Source organism: Lactobacillus jensenii DSM 20557, from assembly GCF_001436455.1.
In the GTDB taxonomy this organism is placed as follows: Bacteria; Bacillota; Bacilli; order Lactobacillales; family Lactobacillaceae; genus Lactobacillus; species Lactobacillus jensenii.
In genome coordinates this window covers 115,812-139,906 of sequence record NZ_AYYU01000002.1, presented here as the reverse complement: position 1 = coordinate 139,906, position 24,095 = coordinate 115,812, and the positions used below count along the sequence as shown (strand labels likewise).

General features: G+C 41.2%; 1 protein-coding gene. It reads right to left on the bottom strand.

Annotation, left to right across the window (positions count from 1 at the left end; translation table 11 throughout):
- Positions 1 to 23,939, bottom strand: a 23,939-nt coding sequence (locus FC45_RS07850; RefSeq protein WP_236694506.1) for a mucin-binding protein, incomplete at its 3' end; no start/stop codon positions are given.
- Positions 23,940 to 24,095 lie beyond the last annotated feature (156 nt).

The following is a 24,095-nucleotide window of genomic DNA, read 5'->3' as shown; positions in this document are numbered from 1 at the left end:
ATAGTTCTAGTTACATCCTTAGTAAGTTCAAGGTTATCTGGGTTGTTCTTTGAGTCGTAGTTATCAACATGTTGTTTTACAAAGACATCAATACCAGTATCAGTTGCTGGGATAGTAATTTCTTCTGAAGTCTTTTGACCTGGAATTAAGTCATATCCCTTTGGAGCTGTGAAGTTAACTTCTTGAGTTGAACCAACAGTAGCTCTAATTACTTGTGGGTTATCAACTTGAACTTCTTTACCAGTATCAGCATCAATGTAGTGAACAGTTTGTTGACCTTGCTTACCAGTGTAAACAACTGTGACAGTTACGTTTTGTGGAGCCTTCTTATCAACATTTACGCTTGGTACAACACCATCAGTACTATCTTGTCCGTCAATGGTCATTGTGTAGCCATCAAGAACAGGAGCGTTGTATTTATCGAAGCTACCAGTCCAGTCGCCGTACTTAGTTTCTCCAGTTACCGTGTCCTTAGTAGCAGTTCTAGTAGCAGTAATTGTTTGAACTACTGGACTTTGCTTGCCAGCACCGATAAATTGGATAGTTCTAGTTACGGTCTTCTTAGCTGCTGGATCAGTTGCTGAAGTATCTTCAGTTCCGTGACCAAAGTGAAGTGTGATGGTCTTGTTACCTTGTTCATCAGTAGTAATTGTTGGAGCTGCCTTTGATACATAACCTTTTTCAGTTAAGTAATCATTGATGTCCTTAATTACGCTGTCTACCTGGTCTTGAGTGATTGGGGTATCACTATCACCCTTAAGAGTAGTAGTAAATGAACCTGGTAATGAGATTGGTTCACCATTTTGATCATCGTCAACAGCCTTGAAGGTATCAGTTTGTTTATTAGCAACATAACTGATGTTAACTGTAGTATCTGGATCAGTTGCCTTAACGCCATCTACTTCAGGAGCTTGACCGACAATTGTGTAGCCGTCAACTGTTGGAGCAGTAACTGCGTCAAACTTGTCATCACCATCAGCAGTCCAATCAGTGTAGTGAGTTTCGCCAGTTGCCAAGTTAATTTCTTGGTTTCTAGTGAAGTGAACACTTTGAACTTGCTTAGTTTGCTCACCCCTAGTATCAGTGATGATAACTGTTCTAGTTACGGTCTTGTTCAAAGCATCATTATGAGTATCATCGCTACCCTTAATGGTCTTAGTTACTTGGTGAACATGAACAGTAGCAACATTCTTAGTATCGTCAGCATCAAGAGTTGCAGTAGTTGGAATAGTTTGACCATCGTCTAAGTTCCAGCCAAATGGAGTCGAACTATTAATTTGAACGGTGTCACCAGTCTTACCTGTTACGGTATCAGTCTTAATTACGTTACCATTTTGATCAACATAGTTAACCTTGTAGTTACGTACTTCAGGCTTGTAGGTAACAGTAAGATCTTCATCAACATCCCTGTCAGTGACAGTTACTGCATCAAAGCCACTAACTGTTGGAATGTAGCCAGCAATAGTTGGAGTAGTTACGCTAGCCCAAGTGTTGCTTTCGCCATCCTTAGGAGTCCATTCACCGTAAGTTACCTTACCAGTTGTTGGGTTGTAAGTTGCGCTTCTAGTGAAGTGAACTTCTTGAGTTACATCTTCAGGAGCTGCAACACCGCTACCTTCAACAACATAGTGGATGGTTCTCTTGATAGTCTTTTCAACTACACCGTGATCAGCCTTAATTTGTTCTTCAGTCGCAGGCTTAGTATCAGCAGTTACAAGAACCTTGATTGGCTTGTTAGTTGCACCAAGAGTTGTCGTTGAGAAGCTTTGGTTATCAACTAACTTGTAGCCAGTTGGAATGTTCTGGGTAATTGGAGTGTTGATATCAACGCTTTCTCCAGTCTTACCACCTACTGAAGTGTTGCCTACTGTCTTGCCAGTTACGACATCAACGTAGACAATTGGTTGACTTGCGTCTTGTGCAACGTAGTCAACGTTAACAGTGACATCCGTAATTGGTTGACCATCACTTAAAGCAGCAAGAGTGTCTGCCTTAGTTTGAGCCTTGCCATCAACTTGAGATTCATAACCAGCAACTTGATCAAAGTCATATTCATCAAATGAACTGTCAGCTGGAGTCCATGCACCAAAGCTGATTGCCTTAGTCTTAGCATCATCATTAGTTGCACTTCTAAAGGCAACAGTATCAACAGTAACTGTACGAGTTAAGTGAACTCTTTGAACAAGAGTCTTATCACCACTTGGCAAGTGTTCAATGATAGTTCTAGTTACATCACGGTTAAGATCCTTATCACTTACATATTGTCTGAATTCGTCTGGAATGTTACCAGTTGAGTAAGTACCAGGAACTTGCTTGAAGTGAAGTGTTACCGTTGAGCCACTTGCTGAGTACTTAGTAGGAATACCTTCAACGCTGACGTAAGTGTAACCTTGCTTAGTTAAAGCAGTAGTAATGCCAGAGATGACATCGCTAACCTTGTCAGCTGGAACAACTGCATCAGTCTTACCAGTGATTGACTTAATGACATCAGCTGGAATTGCGATTTCTTCGCCACTCTTGGTGTCGTTAACTGCCTTGAAGGTTACAGGTTGTGCATCTTCTGGTGTGTAAACAACATCAACATGAGCGTCAGGAGTATCTGCAGTTATGTTTCGAACTTCATCAACAGTGTTGTGAGTGTAACCAGCAACATCTGGGATTAAGCTCTTGTCTGTGATTGCTACCCAAGTAGTTGAGCCATCAGGAGTCCAGTCACCGTAAGTTACTTGTCCAGTCAAAACATCATAGCTAAATGTTCTGTGGAATGAAACTGTTTGAGCTGGAAGGTTCTTAGCGTCCTTACCTGGTTCATGAACAGTAATTGTACGAGTTACTGTCTTGGTGAGGTTTGCTTCAATTTCCTTCTTAGTCTTGTCATCGATCTTAGGACTGTTAAGATCATCTGCAGTGTCGTGAACTAAGTAAACAGTTACATCCTTTGCACCATCAGCAGTGAAGTGAATGATTGCAGGCAATGCATCTTCGTCAACTAACTTGTAGCCGTGTGGTACTTGGTTTGGAACAGTTACATCTTGATCAGTTTGGCCGTGAACGGTGTAACTCATCACAGTTACAGGATTCTTAGCATCAGTTTGATCGATGTAAGTTACGGTTGCTGCATGATCATTTGCCTTTTCGTAGATATCAATTACAACATCGTGGCTTGCGCTAGTTACGCTTGCTGAAGCAATATGAGTATCTCTTTGAGCAGTGTAACCAGAATCAACATAACTTGAAGCGTCAAAGCTGTTCCAGTAGCTATCTCCACTTACTGTCCAATCGCTGTAGGTGATTGCACCAGATTTAGCATCAACAGTAGCAGTTCTAGTGAACTTAACTGTTTGAACTTCAATGTGGTTAAGAGTCTTGCCATCTTTGCCGTAAACATTGATTGTTCTGGTAATTTCACGGCTAAGAGCAGCTACACCAGTTGGGATGTTCTTGTCACCATCATGATAAGTATCCTTGTGGGTCTTGACTAAGATTCTGACAGGAGTGTTTTCACCAGCAGTTAACTTGTGGCTGCCTGGGAATTCACTTTCGTCGACGAAGTCGTAGTTTTCAGGCTTATTAGTTCTGATTTGATCATCAAAGTCGACTGAAGCATCAGTTACATAGCCCTCACCCTTTGCAGTGAAGCTTGAAACTTCCTCACCACTTGCAGCATCAATGTAGATTACCTTTTGACTTGCAGCTTGAGCTGTGTAAGTTACTTCAACAGTCTTGCCATTTTGTGGAGTCTTGTCGTTGTCATCAGCTTGAACAACTGCTACAGCGTCAACGCTAGTTGCGTCTTGACCATCAACTTGACTAGTGTAACCAGCAACTTGAGGAACGTTGTAAGTGCCAAATTGTGAATCAACTACCCAAGGAGTCCAAGTGTATGAACCATCTGCCTTATCAACAACTAATTGTCTATGAGCAGTAGCAGTTTGCGTAATTACTTCTGGATCAGTTTGACCTGGAGTGTGAACATTGATTGTTCTAGTTACGGTCTTAGTGAAGTCACTTTCACTGACACCTTCAGGTAAGTTGCCACCCTTAGAGATAGTGTCTGTAGCGTGGTTGAACTTCAAAGTGTAAGTTGTGATGTTGCCATCTTGACTAGTTTCAACCTTATCAAATGTGTACTTATCAGCTAAGTATTGCTTAATGTCAGCTTCACGGCTAGCAACTTGGCTATCAGCATCCTTAGTAGTTACGTCAACATTGATTGGACTAGTTAAGCTACCAAGTAAGTCAATGTCCTTACCAGTCTTTTCATCAACTGCCTTGAAGTGAATCTCAGTCTTGTTTGCGTTGTAGTAAACGTCAACAACTGAGTCAGCTGTATCTGGAGTTACCTTTTGAGCTTCAACTTGAGTGTGATCAGCAGTATAGCCGTCAACTGTTGGAACACTAATTGCATCAAAGCTTGCGTCAGTGCCTTCACCCTTAGTTGCGCCAGAAACATCAGCAATAGTCCAAGCATTGTACTTGATGTCTCCACTTACTAAGTCAACAGTAGCAGTTCTAGTGTAGTGAACTGTTTGAACAACTTGCTCATTGCCTGCTGGCTTGTGGAAGTTGATAGTTCTAGTTACGGTCTTGTCAAGGCCTTCAGGAGCGTTAACATCACCTGACTTGTAAGTTCTAGTGTCGTGTTCAACCGTGATTTGCTCTACCGGCTTGTGATTATTATCAAAGGTAATGGTAATAGTCTTTGGAGCATCTCCACTAAGCTTCCAGCCACTTGGCTTGTTGTTATCGTCATCAACGTTAACAGTTTGAGCTGGGTCGCCAGTCTTACCAGTTACAGTAACAGTCTTAATTACCTTGTGGTCACCATCAACATATTGAATTTCAGTTGATTGAGTCTTCTTAGTGTAGGTAACTGTGATGTTTTCATTATCACTATCGCCGTCAACTGAGTGACCAAGAACTTCAGTCTTAGATGGAGTGTAACCGTCAATTATTGGTGCAGTTACATCAGTGAAGCTCTTATCACTAGTCCAGTTGCTGTAAGTTACTTGATGAGTAATTGGATCTACATAAGCAGTTCTAGTCAAAGTGATAGTTTGAACATCTGCGTCATGAGCAACAGTGCCGTCTTCATACTTGTAGCTAATCGTTCTAGTTACAGTCTTAGTTAAGTCAGCCTTAGTTACGTCTGTGCTTCCTTCAGGGATAGTAGTTGGGGTAACTTCTTGAACATCGTGATCTAAGTAGATGTTAGTAGTGTTAATACCATCAGTGAAACTGTAAGTTGAACTTGTTCCTTGACCCTTAGCTAACTTGTAGCCAGCTGGAACTGCGTAAGTGTAAGTTTGTTCAGAATCGCCTACATTACCAGTGAATTTAACATCTACACCAACTTGATTGCCACTAGCAGCATCAATGTACTTGAAGATTTGAGTACCTTCATGACCCTTGTAGTAAACATCAACATTGACATCATCAGTTGCAGGAGTTGCTGCAAGTGAATGAGTTTCGTTGTCATTTACATAAGGAGTGTAACCAGCCTTGTCAGGGATGCTGTATTCTGGGTAATCAGCTGTAGTCCAAGCGCCGTATGTGACAGCAGTCTTGTCAGTTGGGTCAGCTGCAAACTTAGCTAAGTCAACAGTAGCAGTTCTAGTAAGAGTTACTGGTTGAGTTACATGTTCAACAACTTCATGACCGTTGACATTGTAATGCAAATTGATAGTTCTGGTGTAAGTCTTAGTTACATCGCTATCAGCGATAATGCCCTTGTACTTGTCAGGAATAGTAGTCCCACCAGGTACTTCATCAGTAGCACGAGTGAAGTCTAAGACTATAGTGTGTTTGGAATTGTCAAACTTAACTGGGATTTCACCGTCAACACCTTGGTAGTTGTAACCCTTAGCAACAAGTGCCTTTCTAATCTTTTCAATTGCATCAGATAAGTCCTTGCCGCTTACTGGGCTATCAACGTTACCATGCAAACTTTGAGTTTGACCAAGGTCAACTGGGTTAGTCTTGTCAGTTACGTCGCGTGCAACAACAGTGATGTCTTGAGCAGCTTGTGAAGTGTAAGTTACTTCAACATCTTGGTCACTCATATCACCAGTAACAGGAGTTTCACTTAAAGTGCCACCAGTTACAACTTGTTCATATCCTTCAACACCTTGAACTGGGTATGCATCCCAACTACCTGATTCAGGAGTCCAAGCACCATAAGTTACCTTACCAGTTACGCGGTCAATTGAAGCAGTTCTAGTGAAGTGAACTGTTTGCTTAGTAAGAAGCTTTCTGCTTTCGCCAGGCTTAGTTTCGTAGATAGATCTAGTTACATCCTTAGCCATGCCTTGCTTAATAGCATCAAGGTCAGTGCCGCTTGGAATGTCACCCTTGTGAGTATCAACATCAGTTGGGGTCTTAGCGTCAACTAATTCGTGCTTCAAGCTAATTACGATATCCTTAGCACCATCAGCATTAAAGCTAATTGAACCTGGAATTGATTGACCATCAGCCAACTTGTAGCCAGTTGGAACGCTAGTTACGATCACGCTAGGATCTTGGTTAGTAGTGTCTTGACTGATTGTGTAAGTCTTATCAGTTTGGCCGTAAACATTTTGACTGTAAATAGACTTATTGTTGTTATCAGCATCTTGGTAGATGATGTGGGCCATGTGAGTGTTAGCAGTGTAAACAACAGTAATTTCTTTGTCGTTAGTATCTGCATCAACACTTTGATCTTGAACACTATCTTGACTTGGAGTGTAGCCAGCAAGAGTTTGAACAGTGACACTTGACCAGTGGTCACTGTCGCCAGCTGGTTGTGGATTTGCCTTAGTCCAGTCGCCGTAACCAACAATCTTACCAGTTACTGCATCAACCTTAACAATTCTAGTGAAGTGAACTGTTTGAGTGGTGTCATCAAATGCCTTAGTGCCATCGGCCTTCTGGTAATGAATAGTTCTAACAACATCCTTGTTACCAGCCTTGATGATAGCATCCTTGTCGCCGCCTGCAGGAATGTTAGTTGGCTTGTTAGGGTCAACGCCTTCTACATGGTGCTTTACAAGAACGGTTATGTCTTGAACTTCACTGCCATCAGCTGGGAAGCTTACAGTAGCCGGGTTAGTTTGACCATCAACTAATTCGTAGCCTGCCGGAACATTAGCGTTTGTGTCAACAGTAGTGTTGGTCTTACCAGTTACAGTAATTGGATCACCAACAAGCTTGTAGCCATCGTCAACGTCACGGTAAATGATGTGCATAGTGTGATCATTTGCTACATAAGTTACGTTGACGTCACTAGCTGTGCCCTTAGTAATTTCATCAGTAGTTACTTGGTGACTTGCAACTGTAGTTGCGTTTACGCCATCAACTTGTGAAGTGTAACCCTTGATTTGTTCAACGCCGCTACCTTCAAATGATGGAAGGCTCCAGTCGCCGTAAGTTACGGTCTTAGTAGCTTCATCAATAGTTACAGTTCTAGTTGCAGTAACTGTTTGAGTAATTTCACTCTTAGTGCCATCTGGCTTAGTAGTAATAACCTTGCGAGTTACGTTCTTAGTTAAGTCTTCCTTAATTAAGTCCTTATCACCTTCTGGGATATCGTCGCCTTGGTGGTAAGTGTTTTCGTGATGCTTGAACTTAAGAGTTAAACCAGTGTCATTACCATCTTCACCAACAAAGTCATAACCCTTTTCAGCTAAGGCTTGCTTAATTTCAGCAATTACGCCAGCCTTCTTAGCGCTGAATTCATCATTGTCACTGCCATCAGACTTGTGAGTGATTACTGGGTTAATGCCAGTTGGAATTGGAATATCAACTGGAGTGTCACCAGTTACATCACTAGCCTTAATGGTAAAGTTAGTACCGTTTGCGTTGTAGGTAATGGTGTAGTTAGTGTCAGGACTGTCAGCAGTTACAGTTTCAGCTGCGATTTCACTAGTTGAAGGAGTGTAGTTTGCAACTTCTGGAGCAGTGAACTTCTTGAAGTTAGCATCGCCGCTAGCTAAAGTCCATGCGCTGTAAGTTACTTGACCAGTTACCTTGTCGCGAGTAGCAGTTCTAGTGAAGGTTGCGCTGTCAGTGTGAGTATCTTCAGCACCTTCAGGCTTCTTACCTTCTGGGTAAACAAGGTGGATAGTTCTAGTTACAGTTCTAGTAGTATCTTCAGTTGCCCAAGCAGGCTTTTCACCAGTCTTGCCATCGTAGTGGTCTTGAGCATGCTCTAAGTTAACAACAATATCTGCATGACCATCAGCGGCAAAGGTAATGTTTTCAGGTAAGTTTTGATCTGGAACTAATTCATAGTTTTCAGGGATACCGTCATTAATGTTAGTTTGAACGGTATCACCAGTCTTACCTGTCAATTCCTTAGTGTTGATTGTCAAGTCGCCGTACTTGTAGATGACGTGAGTCGTGTGATCAAGTGCAGTGTAGGTGATATCAACAGTTTGGTTTTGAGTTGATGGTAAAACATTGTAGCTATCAACGTGAACTGGAGTATGAGTGTAGCCAGCTACTTCTGGGATATCCTTATCATTAATTGCATCCCAAACTTGACTGCCATCTACCTTCCAGTCGCTGTAGTCCCAACTCTTAGTTGCGTCATTCCAAGTTGCAGTTCTAGTGAAGTGAACTTCTTGACTTGCAATAGGTTGAGCATCCTTACCTGGAACATGAGCAATGACAGTTCTAGTAATGGTCTTAGATAAGTCTTTAAGAGTGCTCTTGTCGCTACCCTTAGGAGTAGTTGTGGTCTTGTTCTTATCATCAACTACAGTCTTTCTTACGTAAACCTTGATGGTTTGGTTAGTTTGACCAAGTTCGTGTTCACCTGGAAGAGTTTGGCCAGGAAGTAATTCATAACCGTTAGGGATATTAGTGGTGATTTCAGTGTCGAAGTTGACCTTATCGCCTACCTTGCCGTTAGCACCTTGGTAAGTTTGACCAACTTGACTACCAGTATCAGCGTCAATGTATTCGTAACTTTGAGTAGTTGCAAGACCAGTGTAAGTAATTGTTACTTCATCAGTGTGACCTGCGTTAATTTCATCGGCAGTTGGCGTATGACTTTCAACACTAGCAATGCTTGGAGTGTAGCCAGCATATTGAGGAGCAGTTACGCTAGTCAATTCTGGAATCGTCCAGTCAGTGTAGCCAGTTACCTTATGAGTTACAGCGTCAACCTTAGCTTGTCTAGTTGCAGTAACTGTTTGATCGATGTAGTAGTCTTGACCATCTGGAGCAATTACATGGATTCTTCTAGTTACATCCTTAGTTACATCTTCAGAACCACTTGGCAAGTTAGTAGTCTTGTCATCAATTCTGTGAGTGAAGTAGATGTTCAAAGTAGTGTCGCCATTAAAGGCAGTTGGGAAGGTGTCAGTGCTATCGAATTGGTAGCCTTCACTTTCAAGAGCCTTGCTAATAGCGTCTACATAAGTTTGAACGTTCTTAGGATCAACAGTTGCAGCAGTTTGACCGTCAAGAGTAGTTGAAATTGAACTTGGAATAGTAATAGTTTCGTTGTTATTACTCTTGTCTTTAGCCACGATAGTGATGTGTGACTTAGCTGCTGCATAAGTTACTTCAACATCGATGTCATTGTCGTTAGCAGTGACAGTTTCTTGACCATAAGTATGGGTAGAAACAATTGAGTAACCTGTTGGAGCTGGGGCAACTTCACTTGAAGCATCCTTGAAGGTTGCGTCATCACTAGTCCAAGAAGGATCGTAAATTACTGCACCAGTTGCAAAGTCGATTGTGACACCGCGCTTGAAGTGAGCAGTTTGTTGATCAACTTGGTGACGTTCACCGTTAACCGGAGTTACATAAACAGTTCTAGTTACGGTCTTAGTCATACCTTGCTTAATAGCAGTAATGTCAACACCCTTAGGCATATCGCCCTTGTGGCTATCAATATCGTCACCTGAGTTGAAGTGTTCAATTACGTGATCAACGTTAACAGTTACTTCGTTAGTTTGACCAGGCTTGAAGTTGATAGTTGGCAAAGCTTCACCATCTACTAACTTGTAGCCCTTAGGAACGTTAAGGTCACCATCAGTTAATTGACGACTTTCATCAGTTGTGCCGTTTACAGTTTGAGCACCAACAACAGATACGTTGCCGTTCTTATCGGTGTACTTGTAAATTACACGGCCGACCAAATCATCTGGAGCATAAGTGATTGTGACATCATCATAACTTCCATCAGCCTTAACACCAGTTACAACTAGAGCACTTGAAGTTGGGTGGTAACCATGGATATCTGGAGCGTTAAATGCATCGAATTGGTCGCTGCCTTGTGCAGTCCAGTCACCGTAAGTTACGTCACCAGTAGCTTCATTCTTAGTTGCAGTTCTAGTGAAGTGAACTGTTTGAACTACATCATCATGCTTAGTACCAGTGTATGAATCTGGGTAAGCAAAGTGAATAGTTCTAGTTACATCCTTAGTAGTAGCTTCCTTTACCCAATCAGGCTTGTCGCCAGTATTATCGTAAGTGTCATTCTTAGCTTGAACAGTTACAACAACAGTCTTTTGGCTACCATCAGTTGGATAAGTTACAGTTACGGCAGTTTGGTTAGGATCAGTTAATTCATAACCAGTTGGAACAGTTGTCTTGTAAGTAGAAGTTTGACCAGCCTTGCCGCTGATTGTTTGACTACCTACTTCAGTCCCGTCGCTAGTTTGATAACTAATCTTGCCACTTGCGTCGTTAAGCTTGTAAGTTACGATTACTGGTTCGCCATTTTCTGGCTTAGCATCTGCATCTTGGCCAGTGATTGTAATGTCGCTTGCCTTAACGTCGCCGTCAACGCGTTTTGCTTCAGCACTATCGCCGTACTTAACTTCAGTAGTGTAACCGTCAACGTCACTAACTGGGTAAGCCTTAAATTGACCAGTAGTCCAGTTGCCGTAAATTACGTCGCCAGTTTCTTCATCAACAGTAGCAGTTCTAGTTAAGTGAACGGTTTGAACGATGGTTTGCTTAGTGCCATCAGGACTAACAATGGTAATTGGACGAGTTACATCTGCTTCTAGCATGCCCTTGACTACGCCTGGCTTATTAGTATCTGAGCCGTAAGTAGTCGTGGTGTGGACGAAGTGAAGTGTAATTACGTTACCATCAGTAGTTGCTTCTTTGAACTTGTACTTGTTACCAACAGCACCTTTGATTGCAGCTTCAGCACTAGCCTTGTTCTTATCGATTGTAGCTTGGTCAATGCCCTTAGCGTTATCAACAGTTGTGTTAATGCCACTTGGAGTAATGTCCTTACCACTTGCATCATCATCAACAGCCTTGTAGGTAATTTGACTTGCCTTTGGACTGTAAGTAATGTAAGCAGTTTGTTCACCGTAGTTTTCATCAACTGTGATTGCGCTGACTGGGTTTTGAGTGTAGCCATCGATGTCATCACTTGATACAGCTTCAAAGTTCTTGTCATCACTAGTCCATGGAGTGTAAGTAAGTGCACCAGTTGCACGGTTTACAGTGACATCACGAGTAAATGTAGCAACTTGATCCTTAACAAACTTAGTTTGACCATCTGGAGTCTTGACATAAACGTGACGAGTTACTGTGCGCTTCAAGTCGTAAGTCTTGTCGCTAGTTTCGTCGCTTCCGCCCTTAATTGGGTCAGAGTGTTGAGTCAAGTGAATGATAGTGTCGCTTGGAGCTGTGCCATCAGTAGGAACTGTAATTGTGACAGTTGAAGCTTGACCACTTGCTAAGTCGTAGCCACTTGGAGCGACTGCAGTGTAGTCATGGTGGTCGCCAGCACCAAGACCAGTTACGCTATCGACCTTAACTGGGGTTTCATTATTGTTATCATCAACGTAAATGATGTGAGCAGTTAAGTTCTTGTTAGCGTTGTAGTTGATTTCAACAGTGCTGTTTGCCGTGTCAGGACTTACATCAACTTCTGGAGCATTCTTATCTGGAGTGTAACCAGCAATAGTTGGAGCGTTGAATTCGCTGAACTTGTTGCCACTTACTGGTACCCATGCTGAGTATGAATCAACTGATTTAGTTGCTTCATTGTAGTTAGCAGTTCTAGTGAAGACTACTTGTTGAGTAGTAGTTGATGTAGTGCCATCTGGCTTATGAACATTGATAGTTCTAGTAACTGTCTTAGTTAAGTCACTATCAGTAACACCCTTAGGCTTGTTGTTATTGTCTAAAGTAATGACATCAACTTTAGGTTGAATCTTAATGATGATTGGATCACTAGGTTTGCCTGGAATGGTAATAGTTGTTGGGTTGTTAGTACCTGGAACAACTTCATAACCTGCTGGAATCTTAGTTTGATCAACTTTGACAACTTCACCAGTTTTACCAGTTAAGGTTTGACTACCCTTGTCGTTGCCACCTTCATCTTGGTACTTGATTTCTTGCTTGCCAGAGTTTGCGTTGTAGTAAACATCGACTTGGCTGCCATCTACTGGGTTACCTTGACCATCAACTGCGCTAGCCTTGTTAACGCTAGTTGCTGCAGCTGCTTGTGCATCACCGCTGTATTGAACACTAGAAGTGTAGCCTTCAAGTTGAGGGATATCATATTGATCAAATTCACCATCAGTTGGAGTCCACTTGCCGTAAGTTACAGTGCCAGTAACGTTATCAACTGTTACAGTTCTACCGAAGGTGGTAGTTTGCGTAATAGTTGAAGTATTGCCATCTGGAGTGTGAACAATAATCTTACGAGTTACGCTCTTAGTTAATTGACTTGAATCTACGCCATCAGGTAAGTCCTTGTCACCGCGGTTGTAAGTTGAAGTTGCATGAGCAAAGTGAATTACTAAGTATTGACTTGGCTTAGCTGTAGTATCAACTACATCATCAAACTTAGTTACCACATCAGTACCAACGTACGTGTAACCTAACTTAGCAAGTTGATCCTTAGCAGATTTAACAGCTGCGTTAACCTTGTCGGCATCAACGGCTTCATTAGTTTTACCGGTGATATTGGCAATTGCAGAACCAATCTTAGAAGTAATGTCACTATTATCAGTGTCATCGACTGCCTTGATACCTAATTGAGCATCATCTGCTAAGTAGTGAATAGTCAAGTTTACATTAGAACTATTAGCATCAACAGTTGCAGCATCAATTCCTTGGTCAGTGTGGTAACCATTAATCTTGGTTAATTCAACACTTGCCCATGAACCTTGAGTATTATCACTACCTTTGACATGCCAATCGTTACCTAAAACATAGCGATCAGCACCAGATTTAGTAAGGTCAACAGTTACAGAGCGTTCAAAGGTGACGCTTTGGTCAATTGGAGTAGCAAGCTTGTCACCAGTATAGCCTTCTGGGTAAACGATTTCGATGTGACGAGTTACGGTCTTAGTCATTTGATCCTTGATTGATTCTGGCACATCACTTGGAACTGTTTCTGGCGTGTAAGTCTTTGGATCAGTCTCAACATAAACAGTGATGTCACCGTTTTGAGCTTTAAGAGTGTAACTCTTTTGTAAATTCTGATCAGGAGCAAGTTTATAGCCCGCAGGAATTGTGTAAGTCAAAGGAATTGTCTGATCAATCGTGCCAGTAAATGGAACTGTTTGAACAACAACATTAGTTGCATCATTACGGTAAACAACATTTACTGACGCAGGATTTGCTTCAAAGGTTACATGAACTGCAACATTTTGGTTAGGAAGTGGGGTTTGACTGGCAATAGTATCACCCTTAACACCATCAATATAAGTAGTGTAACCAGGCTTAGCCTTTCCTTCATCAACTGCATCCCATTGTTCAGGACTATTGTCTTTATCAGTGGCGATTGTCCAGTTACCATAACCCGTTACTTCACCAGTTACTAAGTCCTTGTAGACATCACGAGTGAAATGAACTACTTGAGTTTGTGGAGTATCTTGTCCTTGAACATAAATAGTTCTAGTTGAAGTGGTAGTTTCGGTATTAGTTGTATGCTTATGTCTTACATAAACATTAATTGCCTTTGGTATCCCATCTGATGACATGGTGAAGTAACCAGTGTAACTCTCACCAGTGACAAATTCATAATTATCACCATTGTTAAGGTTAGCGTCTAACCATGCACGGCCATAATTGTAGTTAAATCTGATACCTGTAGTTACAGTTTCCTTAGCCTTTGGTTGAACTACTGGTTTACCATCAACAGTCACAGTTTCAGTCTTACCAATTGCAGTATTTGGAGTCTTTGAATCTACATCATAGATATAAACAGGAACAGTTTGACTAGCAACCTTATATCTTATAACCAAGTTAATCTTAGTTGGGTTTGTACTATTAATTAATGTAGAATCAATGTTCATTGATGGAATTGCAGTCCAAGCAGGTTGACCATCAGTACCATCATGACCATCAATCCTATCGAAGGTATAACCAGTTGGAGCAGTTGGAATAGCTTCATATGGCATAGCCAAACTTGTTGAAGTTGTACCATCTGAGTTGACCATTACCCAGTCAGTGTATTCGACTGCCTTAGTAACTAAGTCAATCGTTGCAGTTCTCTTTAAGATGTAGCTTTCGTTAGTTGAGTAGTCAAGTCCAGCACTGTTGTTATCACCAAACTTGTAGCTAATAGTCCGGTAGATAATCTTGTTCAAAGGATCAACAGTAATGCCCTTAGGAGTTGAATCATTATCCTTCAAAGTCAAAGTAGTGTGCTTGAAGTGAAGTACATATTCACTTGGGTTAGATTCATCAACTCCTGGTACAAAGGTGTATCCAAGACCTTGAACCTTATTGATAATAGCTTGTTCAATAGTTTGAACTTGAGTTGAATCAAGAGCTTGACCTGATTGGTGAGTAATTGAAGTGGTAATTCCGTCAATTGGAATTGCAACACCCTTGTTATCATCATCAACAGCCTTGAAGTTTAAGGTAGTTGCATTAGCAACATAAGTTACGTGAACATCGTAGCTCTTAGAAGCACTAGTTACAGTTTCCTTTTGAAGAGCATTATTACCTTGTTCAGCTGGGTTTGAACTATTTGAAGTTACTACTCGGTTGTAGGTAATACCGTTATAAACAATTGGATCTGGAGCTTGTACATAGCCAACTAAGTTCCAACTACCTGTAGACCAAGCACCTGTACTCTTGATTGCACCAGTTACTGCATCAAAGGTAATGGTACGAGTCAAGGTGACTGGTTGCTTAATTACTTGATCTGCTTGACCTGGCTTAGAAATAGTAATGGTTCTAGTGATAGTCATTGAGGTTGCTTCTTTGTAAGCATCATCAGATAATGGCCAGTCACTTGGAGTAGAACTAAGCTTGTGCTTCAAATAGATTACTGTGTCAGCAGTTGGAGTGCCGTCAGTTGTGAATTGAACTGAAGTTGGCAAGTTAGCCGTTCTTGCAGTATCAAGTTCATATCCCTTTGGAATTACTGGGCTAATTGCAACATTTTGACCAGTTGTACCGTTGACAGTATCAATACTAATTACTGAATCGTTGTTATCAGAATCCTTCATGATAACGCGAGCAGTTTGAGCATTAGCAGTGTACTTGATAGTTTCTTCATCATTCTTAGTAGTATCTGGGTCAACAGTTACTTGTTCAAGGTGATCAGCAGTGCCAGTGTAGCCAGCAACTTGTGGTGCATTGTAGAAGGCCCACTTGTTACCATCAACTGGAGTCCAAGCACTTAAGTCGTACTTACCAGTGTCTTGGTTATAAGTTGCAGTTCTAGTGAAGCTTACACTTTGAACAACATCATCATGAGTGATGCCTTCGAAGTGAATAGTTCTAGTGATAGTTTCTGACAAGGCATCAGTCAAGTCACTTGGCTTGTTAGCGTCAGTGTAAGTAATTTGTCTTACGTAAATCTTAACTGGAGTGTTGTTAGCAGTGATAGTTACGCTAGTTGGGATTGATGAATTATTTGCTAATTCGTAACCCTTTGGCAATGTTCCTGCGTAAGTAGTGTTTTGACCAACAATACCAGATACAGTATCAGTCTTAACTGTCTTACCAGTTGCGATATCAACGTATTCGATGCTTTGGTTGGTGTTTTCATTACCCTTGTATGATACGTAAACATCAGTACCATTTTGTGGGATGTTGTTTGAAACAGTAACATCTGCACTTGCAACTTGAGTAGCTGCAGTAGTTTGATCACCCTTGGTACTGCCGGCGTATGACTTGTAGCCGTCAACTTGAGGGATGTCAAATTCATCAAACTTAGCAACTGACCAGTCAGAGTAAGTTACTGCACCAGTTACAAGGTCCTTAGTAGCAGTTCTTGAAACAGTAGCGTGTTGAACGTAATCGTGAGTGGCATTAGTAGTGTCAGTCAAATGAATCGTTCTAGTTACTTCCTTGACAAAGTCGTCTTCAGTACCAGCACCAGTGTGATCTTTATCAAGAGTTTCAGTCTTGTGCTTGAAGTGGATTACTAATTGACCTTGACCACTTTCACCAAACTTAGTTACAGGGTCAAAGCTTACATAGTCGTACTTGTCAGCTAAAGCAGTCTTAGCAGCAGTAATTGCTGAAGTGATTTGAGCTGGGTCAATTGCAGCATCAGTCTTACCGCTAAGGGCTGCAATTGCTGGCTTAATCAAGTCAGTAATATCAGAACCATGGTTGTCATCATCAACAGCCTTAACTACTACACTTTGATCTTCTGGAGTGTAAGTTACGTTAACAACGCTGTCGTTTGAATCAGCAGTAATAGTTTCTTCAGCTAAATTACCATCAATGTTAGTCTTGTAGCCAGTCTTTTCTACTGGAGTTACTGCACTAAACTTGACGCCGTCAGGTCCTACAGTTACGTCTTTACCTGAAGCTGAACTTACTGAAGCTATCCAATCGCTATAAGTTACCTTGCCGCTTGCTGCGTTAACAGTGGCAGTTCTTGTGAAAGTAATGCTTTGCTTTTGAGTTGAGATTGTACCGTCTGGACTAATCGTGTTGATAGTTCTAGTTACAGTCTTAGCCAATTGGATGTTGCTTGGAACATTGCTGTCACCTTCATGGTAAGTGTGAGTGCCAGTGATGACATGAACTTCGATTGTTTGACCATCGCCGTCACCAACAGTGTAAGTTGCTGGAGCTGGCTTGTTTGGATCAATTTCATAGCCATCTGGGAGGCCGCTTTGAGCATCAACAGGAATAGTTGCACCAGTCTTACCTGAAATAGTCTTGTTACCTACCTCTTTACCAGTTGAGTCAACATATTTAACTATGACATCGTGGTTGTTGGCAGTATAAGTAATGATATCAGTTTCATCATTATCATATGCAGAAACAGTCTTACCATTAATTGTTTCAGGACTTGCAGTATAGCCAGTCTTAGCTGGAGCAATGAAGTCTGCCCAAGTAGTATCACCAGTTGGAGTCCAATCACTGTAAATTACGCTGCCATCAACATTATCAACAGTAGCAGTTCTAGTAAAGGTTACACTCTCAGCATCAACAACTGAAGTTGCACCAGTTACAGGGTCAACGACCTTGATTGTTCTAGTAATGGTCTTAGATAAATTGAACTTGCCTGGGTTCTTAGTGTCATATTGAGTAGTGTTGTGATCAACAGTTACGTAAAGGTCACTTGGCTCAGCACTCAATTTAACGCTAGCTGGAATATTTTGACCAGGAACTAACTTGTAGTTAGCTAAGTTCCACTTAGATTGATCAATTGTTACATTCTCGCCAGTCTTGCCTGAGTAAGTTACAGGACTAAGAACTTCTTGACCAGTCTTAGCATCAATGAAGTGAACCTTGAAGCTTTGGTCATTAGCTTGGTAAGTTACGTTAACGTCACTTGCCTTACCTGCTGTAATTTCATCAGCAGTTACTTGATGAGCTGTAACTTCAGTTGAATTAGTAGAATCAACTTGTGAAGTGTAACCATCATATTGAGGTGCACCATATTGGTCAAAGCTTGGAGTAGTCCAATCACCTTCAGTCACCTTGCCAGTGACTAAGTCGCGAGTCAAGGTTCTAGTTGCAGTAACAGTTTGCTTGTAGTTATAAGTCTTGCCATCAGGAGTAGTTACGTGAATAATTCTCGTAATTTCCTTAGTGGTTGCTTGATCACTATCAGTTGGAGTTACTGGGCTAGTCTTGTGAGTGAAGTGAACAACTACATTGCCATTTTCATCAGTTTCGGTCTTTTCAAACTTGTAGTTATCACCAACTGCAGACTTAATACCTTCAACAACACCATCAATTTCAGTTTGGGTAACAGTTTGGTCACCTGCATGGCTGATTGAAGTTTGCAAAGTGCTTGGTAAAGTGATGTCCTTGCCTTCAGTATCATCGTAGGCCTTGAAGTTCATACTTGCGGTCTTAGTAGTGTAAGTAAGAGTTACAGAACTGTCTTGACTGTTTTCATCGACTGTCAAGCTTGGAACAGCACTTGGAGTTACTAAGCCTTCACGGTCAGCTGGAGTGTAAGCTTCAAGAGTTGCTGGTTGCCAGTCGCCGAAGATTACGGTCTTAGTTGCTTCATTGTATTGAGCAGTTCGCTTAATAGTTACAGTTTGATCGAAGTCGTCATCCTTAGCGCCCTTGTAGCTAGTTGGGTAAACAAAGTGGATGTGACGAGTAATGGTCTTTTCTAAGTCGTCCTCAGTTAATGGAGTACCATCGCTCTTCTTTACACCATCAGGGATGTGATCTGGGTCAACATCGTCAACCTTTTGGCTAACCTTGATAATTACATCATCGTGGTCAGTTGCACCAAAGTCTAAGCTTGCTGGAACTGTCTTAACTTCAGAATCAGCAGCAATTTCGTAACCTTCTGGAACAGCTGCATTAGTTGCAACGCCAGTTTGACCAGCCTTAGCATCAACAATCTTATCTGAAACTAAAGCACCAGTCTTGTCGTCAACGAACTTGATGTGACCAATTACACGTTCAGGCTTGTAAGTTACAGTGATTTCAACATCCTTAGCAGTTTCTGGAGTCAAAGCTACTGCAGGAATAGTTGCAATAGTTGCCTTAAAGCCAGCCTTTTCAGGACTAGTTACATCATCCCAACTACCTGATTGAGTCCAGTCGCTGTAACTAATTACCTTACCATCCTTATCTAAGGTGGCAGTTCTAGTAAAGGTTACTTTTTCTACACTATCATCAGCAACCTTATTACCGTTTTCATCAACGAAGTGGATAGTTCTAGTTACTGATTTTTCTAAGTCATCCTTAGTTAACTTAGATCCATCACTCTTCTTTGCGCCATCTGGAATGTTAGTTGGAGTAGCTTCTTGGGTGTTCTTAGTGTAAGTAATATGAACATCCTTGGCTTGACCACTAGCAATTTCGTCAGCAGTTACCGCACGGCCAACAACATTATTTCCGCTTCCATCTACATCAATGTTAGTGGTGTAGTTCTTATATGAAGGAGCAGTGTATTGATCAAAGCTTGCACTTGACCAAGCTGAGAAGCCAGTAACTTTTTTAGTGTTCATGTCAATAGTTGCAGTTCTAGTTACAACAACTGTTTGAGTGAAGCGAGTTTGGTTATCTTCCGGATCAGTAGTGTAGATAGTTCTAGTTACGGTTTGAGTTAAGTCTTTTTCACTTAAGTCAGTACCGTCATCCTTCTTAGTACCTTCAGGAATAGTGTCGTGAGGACCAACAGTTTGACTTACGCGCTTGAAGTTCATGTCAAGGTATTGCATTACCTTGTCGTCAGTGTCGTAGTCAACTGGCATGTCTTCGCCAACGTATTGGTAACCTTGCTTAGCTAATTCATCCTTGATCTTGCTAATAGCACTGCGTAAATCAGTTGAATCAATTGCAGCTCCACTCTTGCCGTGGAAGACGCTAGTTACATCTGATGGAACAGCGATATCAACAGACTTAGAAGAATCAGTAACATCGTGCAAACGAATAGTTAAGTCTTGGTCGCCTGCTGTGTAGTTGACAACAACGAACTTGTCTCTGTCTTCTGCAGTTACGTCGATTGCTCCAACGCTTGGATCAGTTGCAGCAACAGTTGACTTGTAACCTGCTACTTCTGGAACACTAATTGCGTCAAAGTGACTATCACTTGAAGTCCAAGCAGTGTAAGTAATTGCACCAGTTGCTTCATTCAATTGAGCTTGACGAGTAAAGTGAGCAACTTGAGTGTAAGTTTGACTTGCTTTACCTGGTTCATTGATAATAACCGTTCTAGCTACAGTTCTAGCTAAATCACTATCAAGAACGCCATGAGTCTTAGCTTGATCAGTAGTTAAAGTATCAATCTTTTGGTGAACGTAAACAGTGATTGGATCAGTTGCTTGGTCACCAGCAGCAATATCAACTTCGCTAGGAACCTTTTGACCATCATCTAAGACATAGCCATCAGGTACTGAAGTAGTGAAGTTAGTTACCTTTTCACCAGGAGCACCAGTAACAGCATCAGTCTTAACAACTTGCTTAGTCTTGCTATCAACGTAGCGGATTTCAGCAGACTTTTGGCTGGCCTTGTAAGTTACGTTAACAGTTTCGTCACCTGGCTTAGTTGGAGTTTCACTAGCAACAGTGTCTTTTGGAGCACCGTCAACTAAAGTGGTATAGCCAGCTTGCTTAGCAGGAGTGTATTCCTTAAATGCTGCGTTTGCTGGATCATCAGCTTCCCATGCAGTGTAAGTTACAGTATCTGTAGCACGGTCGATGATGGCACTTCTATGCATTTGAACTGTTTGAGTTTCAGTAGTAGTTGAACCATCGATCTTGTGAACAGTAATTGTTCTAGTTGCATTACCAGTTAAGCTTTGAGTGATTAACTTCTTAGTAGCGTCATCTGGATTGTCATTTGGACCAATCGTATCAGTGTGATGCTTTACATAAACTGGGATAATAACAGTCTTGCCATCTGTTGAGAAGGTAATGTTCTTCTTAGCATCAGTTGGGTCAACGAAGTCATAACCATTCGGTGCAGTTAAGTCAAATTCCTTAGTTTCACCGGATGGACCAGTTACATCTCGAGCAGAACCAATTTCTCTACTAGTTTCAATATCCTTGAAAATAATTTGAGCTCGAGCACCGTTTTCGCCTTTGACATAAACACTAATCGGATTATCAACAGTAGAAAACTTGTTGCTTTCATAATTAGTAAAGTTTTGGCCAGAAACTAATTCGTAGCCACTTGGAACATTACCGTTAATCTTGTCAACAACACCGCTACCAAGAGCATCCCCAACATGACCACTAATTGAAGTTGTACCCACTTTAGTACCATCTTCAGTTACGTAGTTAATAATTTGAGTGGCATCTCCTGCTTCGTAAGTTACAGTGTTTTCAAGAGTAGCTGGAGTATTGTTATCAATAGTTACGCTTGAAACTTCCTTAGCAGCATTGCCATCAACCTTTGAAGTGTAACCAGTGTATTGGTCAATGTTAAACACAGGAATTGCTCCAGTCCAATCAGTGTAACCAATAATCTTCTTAGCTACCTTGTCATAAATTGCCTTACGAGTTGCAGTAACAGTTTGGGTTTCATCATGGTCACCCTTAGTTGGTTCACCCTTAACGTGAACAGTTCTAGTAATGGTCTTTTCCAAATCTTCTGGAGTTACACCTTCAGGAAGTTGCCCCTTACTATCTTCTTCAGTTTGGTGAGTGAAGTGAATGGTAATCCATTGATCAGTAGTCTTGTCATTATCGTAAGTATCAATAGTGTTGTTACCTGCAAATTTATAGCCTTCATCTTCAAGAGCCTTAACAATCTTATCAATTGCGCCTTGGAGCTTATCTTGGTCTACTGGAGTGCTACTGGTACCTGAAATTTCAGTAGTGTAACCACTTGGAATAGTAATTTCAGATGCGTTATTTGTATCGTCAACAGCCTTCAACTTAATGTTTTGGGTGTTGTCAGTGTAGTTGATAGTAATGTTAGCGTCAGCTGTGTCTGCAGTAACTGATTGACTAGCAACTGTAGCAGTAGTTGGTACGTAACCAGCAATTGTTGGTGCATCATATTCTGCCCAAGTGCCGTTTGCTGAGTTATCATCAGTTACCCAAGCAGTTGCAGTTTCAGGAATAACTTGACCAGTTACCTTATCAAACTTGATAGTTCTATGGAAAATAACAGTTTGCTTAATTACTTGAGGTGTCTTTTCACCAGGACGGTTAACGGTAATAGTTCTAGTAACTTCCTTAACTACTTGGTCACGTAAGTTTTCTGGAACATTGTCCTTAGTGTAAGTATCTTGCCCAGCCTTAACGTAGATAGTACCAGTAGGTAAATCTTTGTCTTGGAAGTGAGCAATAATACTTTGACCATCTTCACTAAAGGTTACGTTTTCTGCCTTCTTAGTGGTGTCTTGTTCGTAACCTGCTGGGACTTCAAGATTTTCTGAAGAATCTTGGTTTGATACACCAGTAATAGTTTGGGTACGAACAGTCTTACCAGTTGCTGAGTCAACATAGTTGATAACCTGTGTCCGCTTTTGGTTATTGTATGAAATATATACGTGAATCAAGTGTGGAGTGTTGTTATCAATTTGAATGATTGGAGTTACTTCTGCAACTGAAGGAGTGTAGCCAGTGTAAGCAGTTGGAGTGTAGTCTGGCAAAGTGTCAGCATACCCATCTGCTGCATGATTCTTGTTGTATTCGCTATTAATTCTCCAATCTGAATAACCCAAAACTTCATGAGTATATTGGTTGACCAAAGCATCTCTAGTCAAACGAACTTTTTGTACCTTAACAAGCTTAGGTTCACTAGTACCGGGTGCAGTTTCATAGATATCACGGATAATATCAGTACCTAAGTCAGCATCAGTTAACTTAGTACCATCTTTCTTAGTAGTACCTTCTGGAATATTTCCTTCTGGAACTGTAGAAACCTTACGGTAGTATACGTGGAAAGTATCCGCATCAATTGGTTCGCCGTTAGACTTTTGAACCACTTGGCTTGGAACAACAGTAATTGGGTGACCAGTTACAGTATCACTACCAACTTCAACGCTGATATAACCATCTACTTGGTCAATTGCCTTTTCACTGAAGACTGCATCTGCGTCAGTCTTAGGAGTCCATTCACCAAAGACAACCTTTTGAGGTAAGTCCTTAGTTGCTGGGTAAACAGTGACAGTTCTGACAAAGTTAGCAGTTTGATTAATGTACTTGTCTTGATCTTGGCCTGCAGTTGTCAGGTGTTCAATAATTTGACGCTTAACAGTCTTTTGTAAGTCATCTGCAGTCACACCAGTTGGCAAGTTCTTATCAGTGTATGAGTAAGTAGTACCTTTACGTTGAACAGAAACAACAACTGGAACGTCGTCAGTAGTTACGTCAACTTGAGTTGGAATTTCAATACCTGGGGTCAATTCGTAACCGTCTGGAACATTACCCTTAATGTCAACTGTTACTTGGGTACCAACTTTACCTGGATCTGAGTCAAATGAGCCGACAATCTTACCAGTATCCTTATCTTGGTACTTGATAGTTCTAGTCGCATCTTGTGCGTCATAGTAAACGTCAACATTTTGACCAGGAACGGTGTCAGCCGTAATGTGTTGTGCATCAACGTCGTATGCGGGTACTAATTGGTAATCAGTATCGCCACTCTTAGCTGAAATTGGAGTCCCTTCACCAAATCTAGTAGTCCAGCGAGACTTGTAGCCCTTTTGTGGAGAAATAGTGAAAGTACTACTTGAACCAGACCATGGGTTGTAGCTAATTACTTTCTTAGTAACAGGATCGTAGTTAGCAGTTCTAGTTGCAGTAAAGTCTTGGTTAACAGTTTGAGTTGAACCATCGGTATTATGAACAGTGACAGTTCTCTTAACGGTAGTTTCAAGATCTGAAGCTTTAATTGGGCTGCCATCAGGAATATGACCATGATCAATTACGTCAGTCTTGTGATCGAAGTCTAATTCAACAATTTGATCAACCTTAGAATCAGCATCAAAATTAGTTGGAATTACTGGATTCTTGGTAATCATGGTGTAGCCATTAGATTCAAGGTATTGCTTAATAGCGTTGATTGCACTTTGAACTTCAGTTGTATCAACAACAGCCTTACTCTTACCAATAATTGAAGTCATAATGCCACGAGGAATAGCTAATTCGGTCTTGCCATTGTCGTGAACATCATAGGCCTTAATTAAAATCTTTTGATCATTTGCAATATAACTTACGTGGACATTAATGTCGCTACTATTTGGAGTTACTGCTTGACTGTCTAAAGTACCACCGTTTAA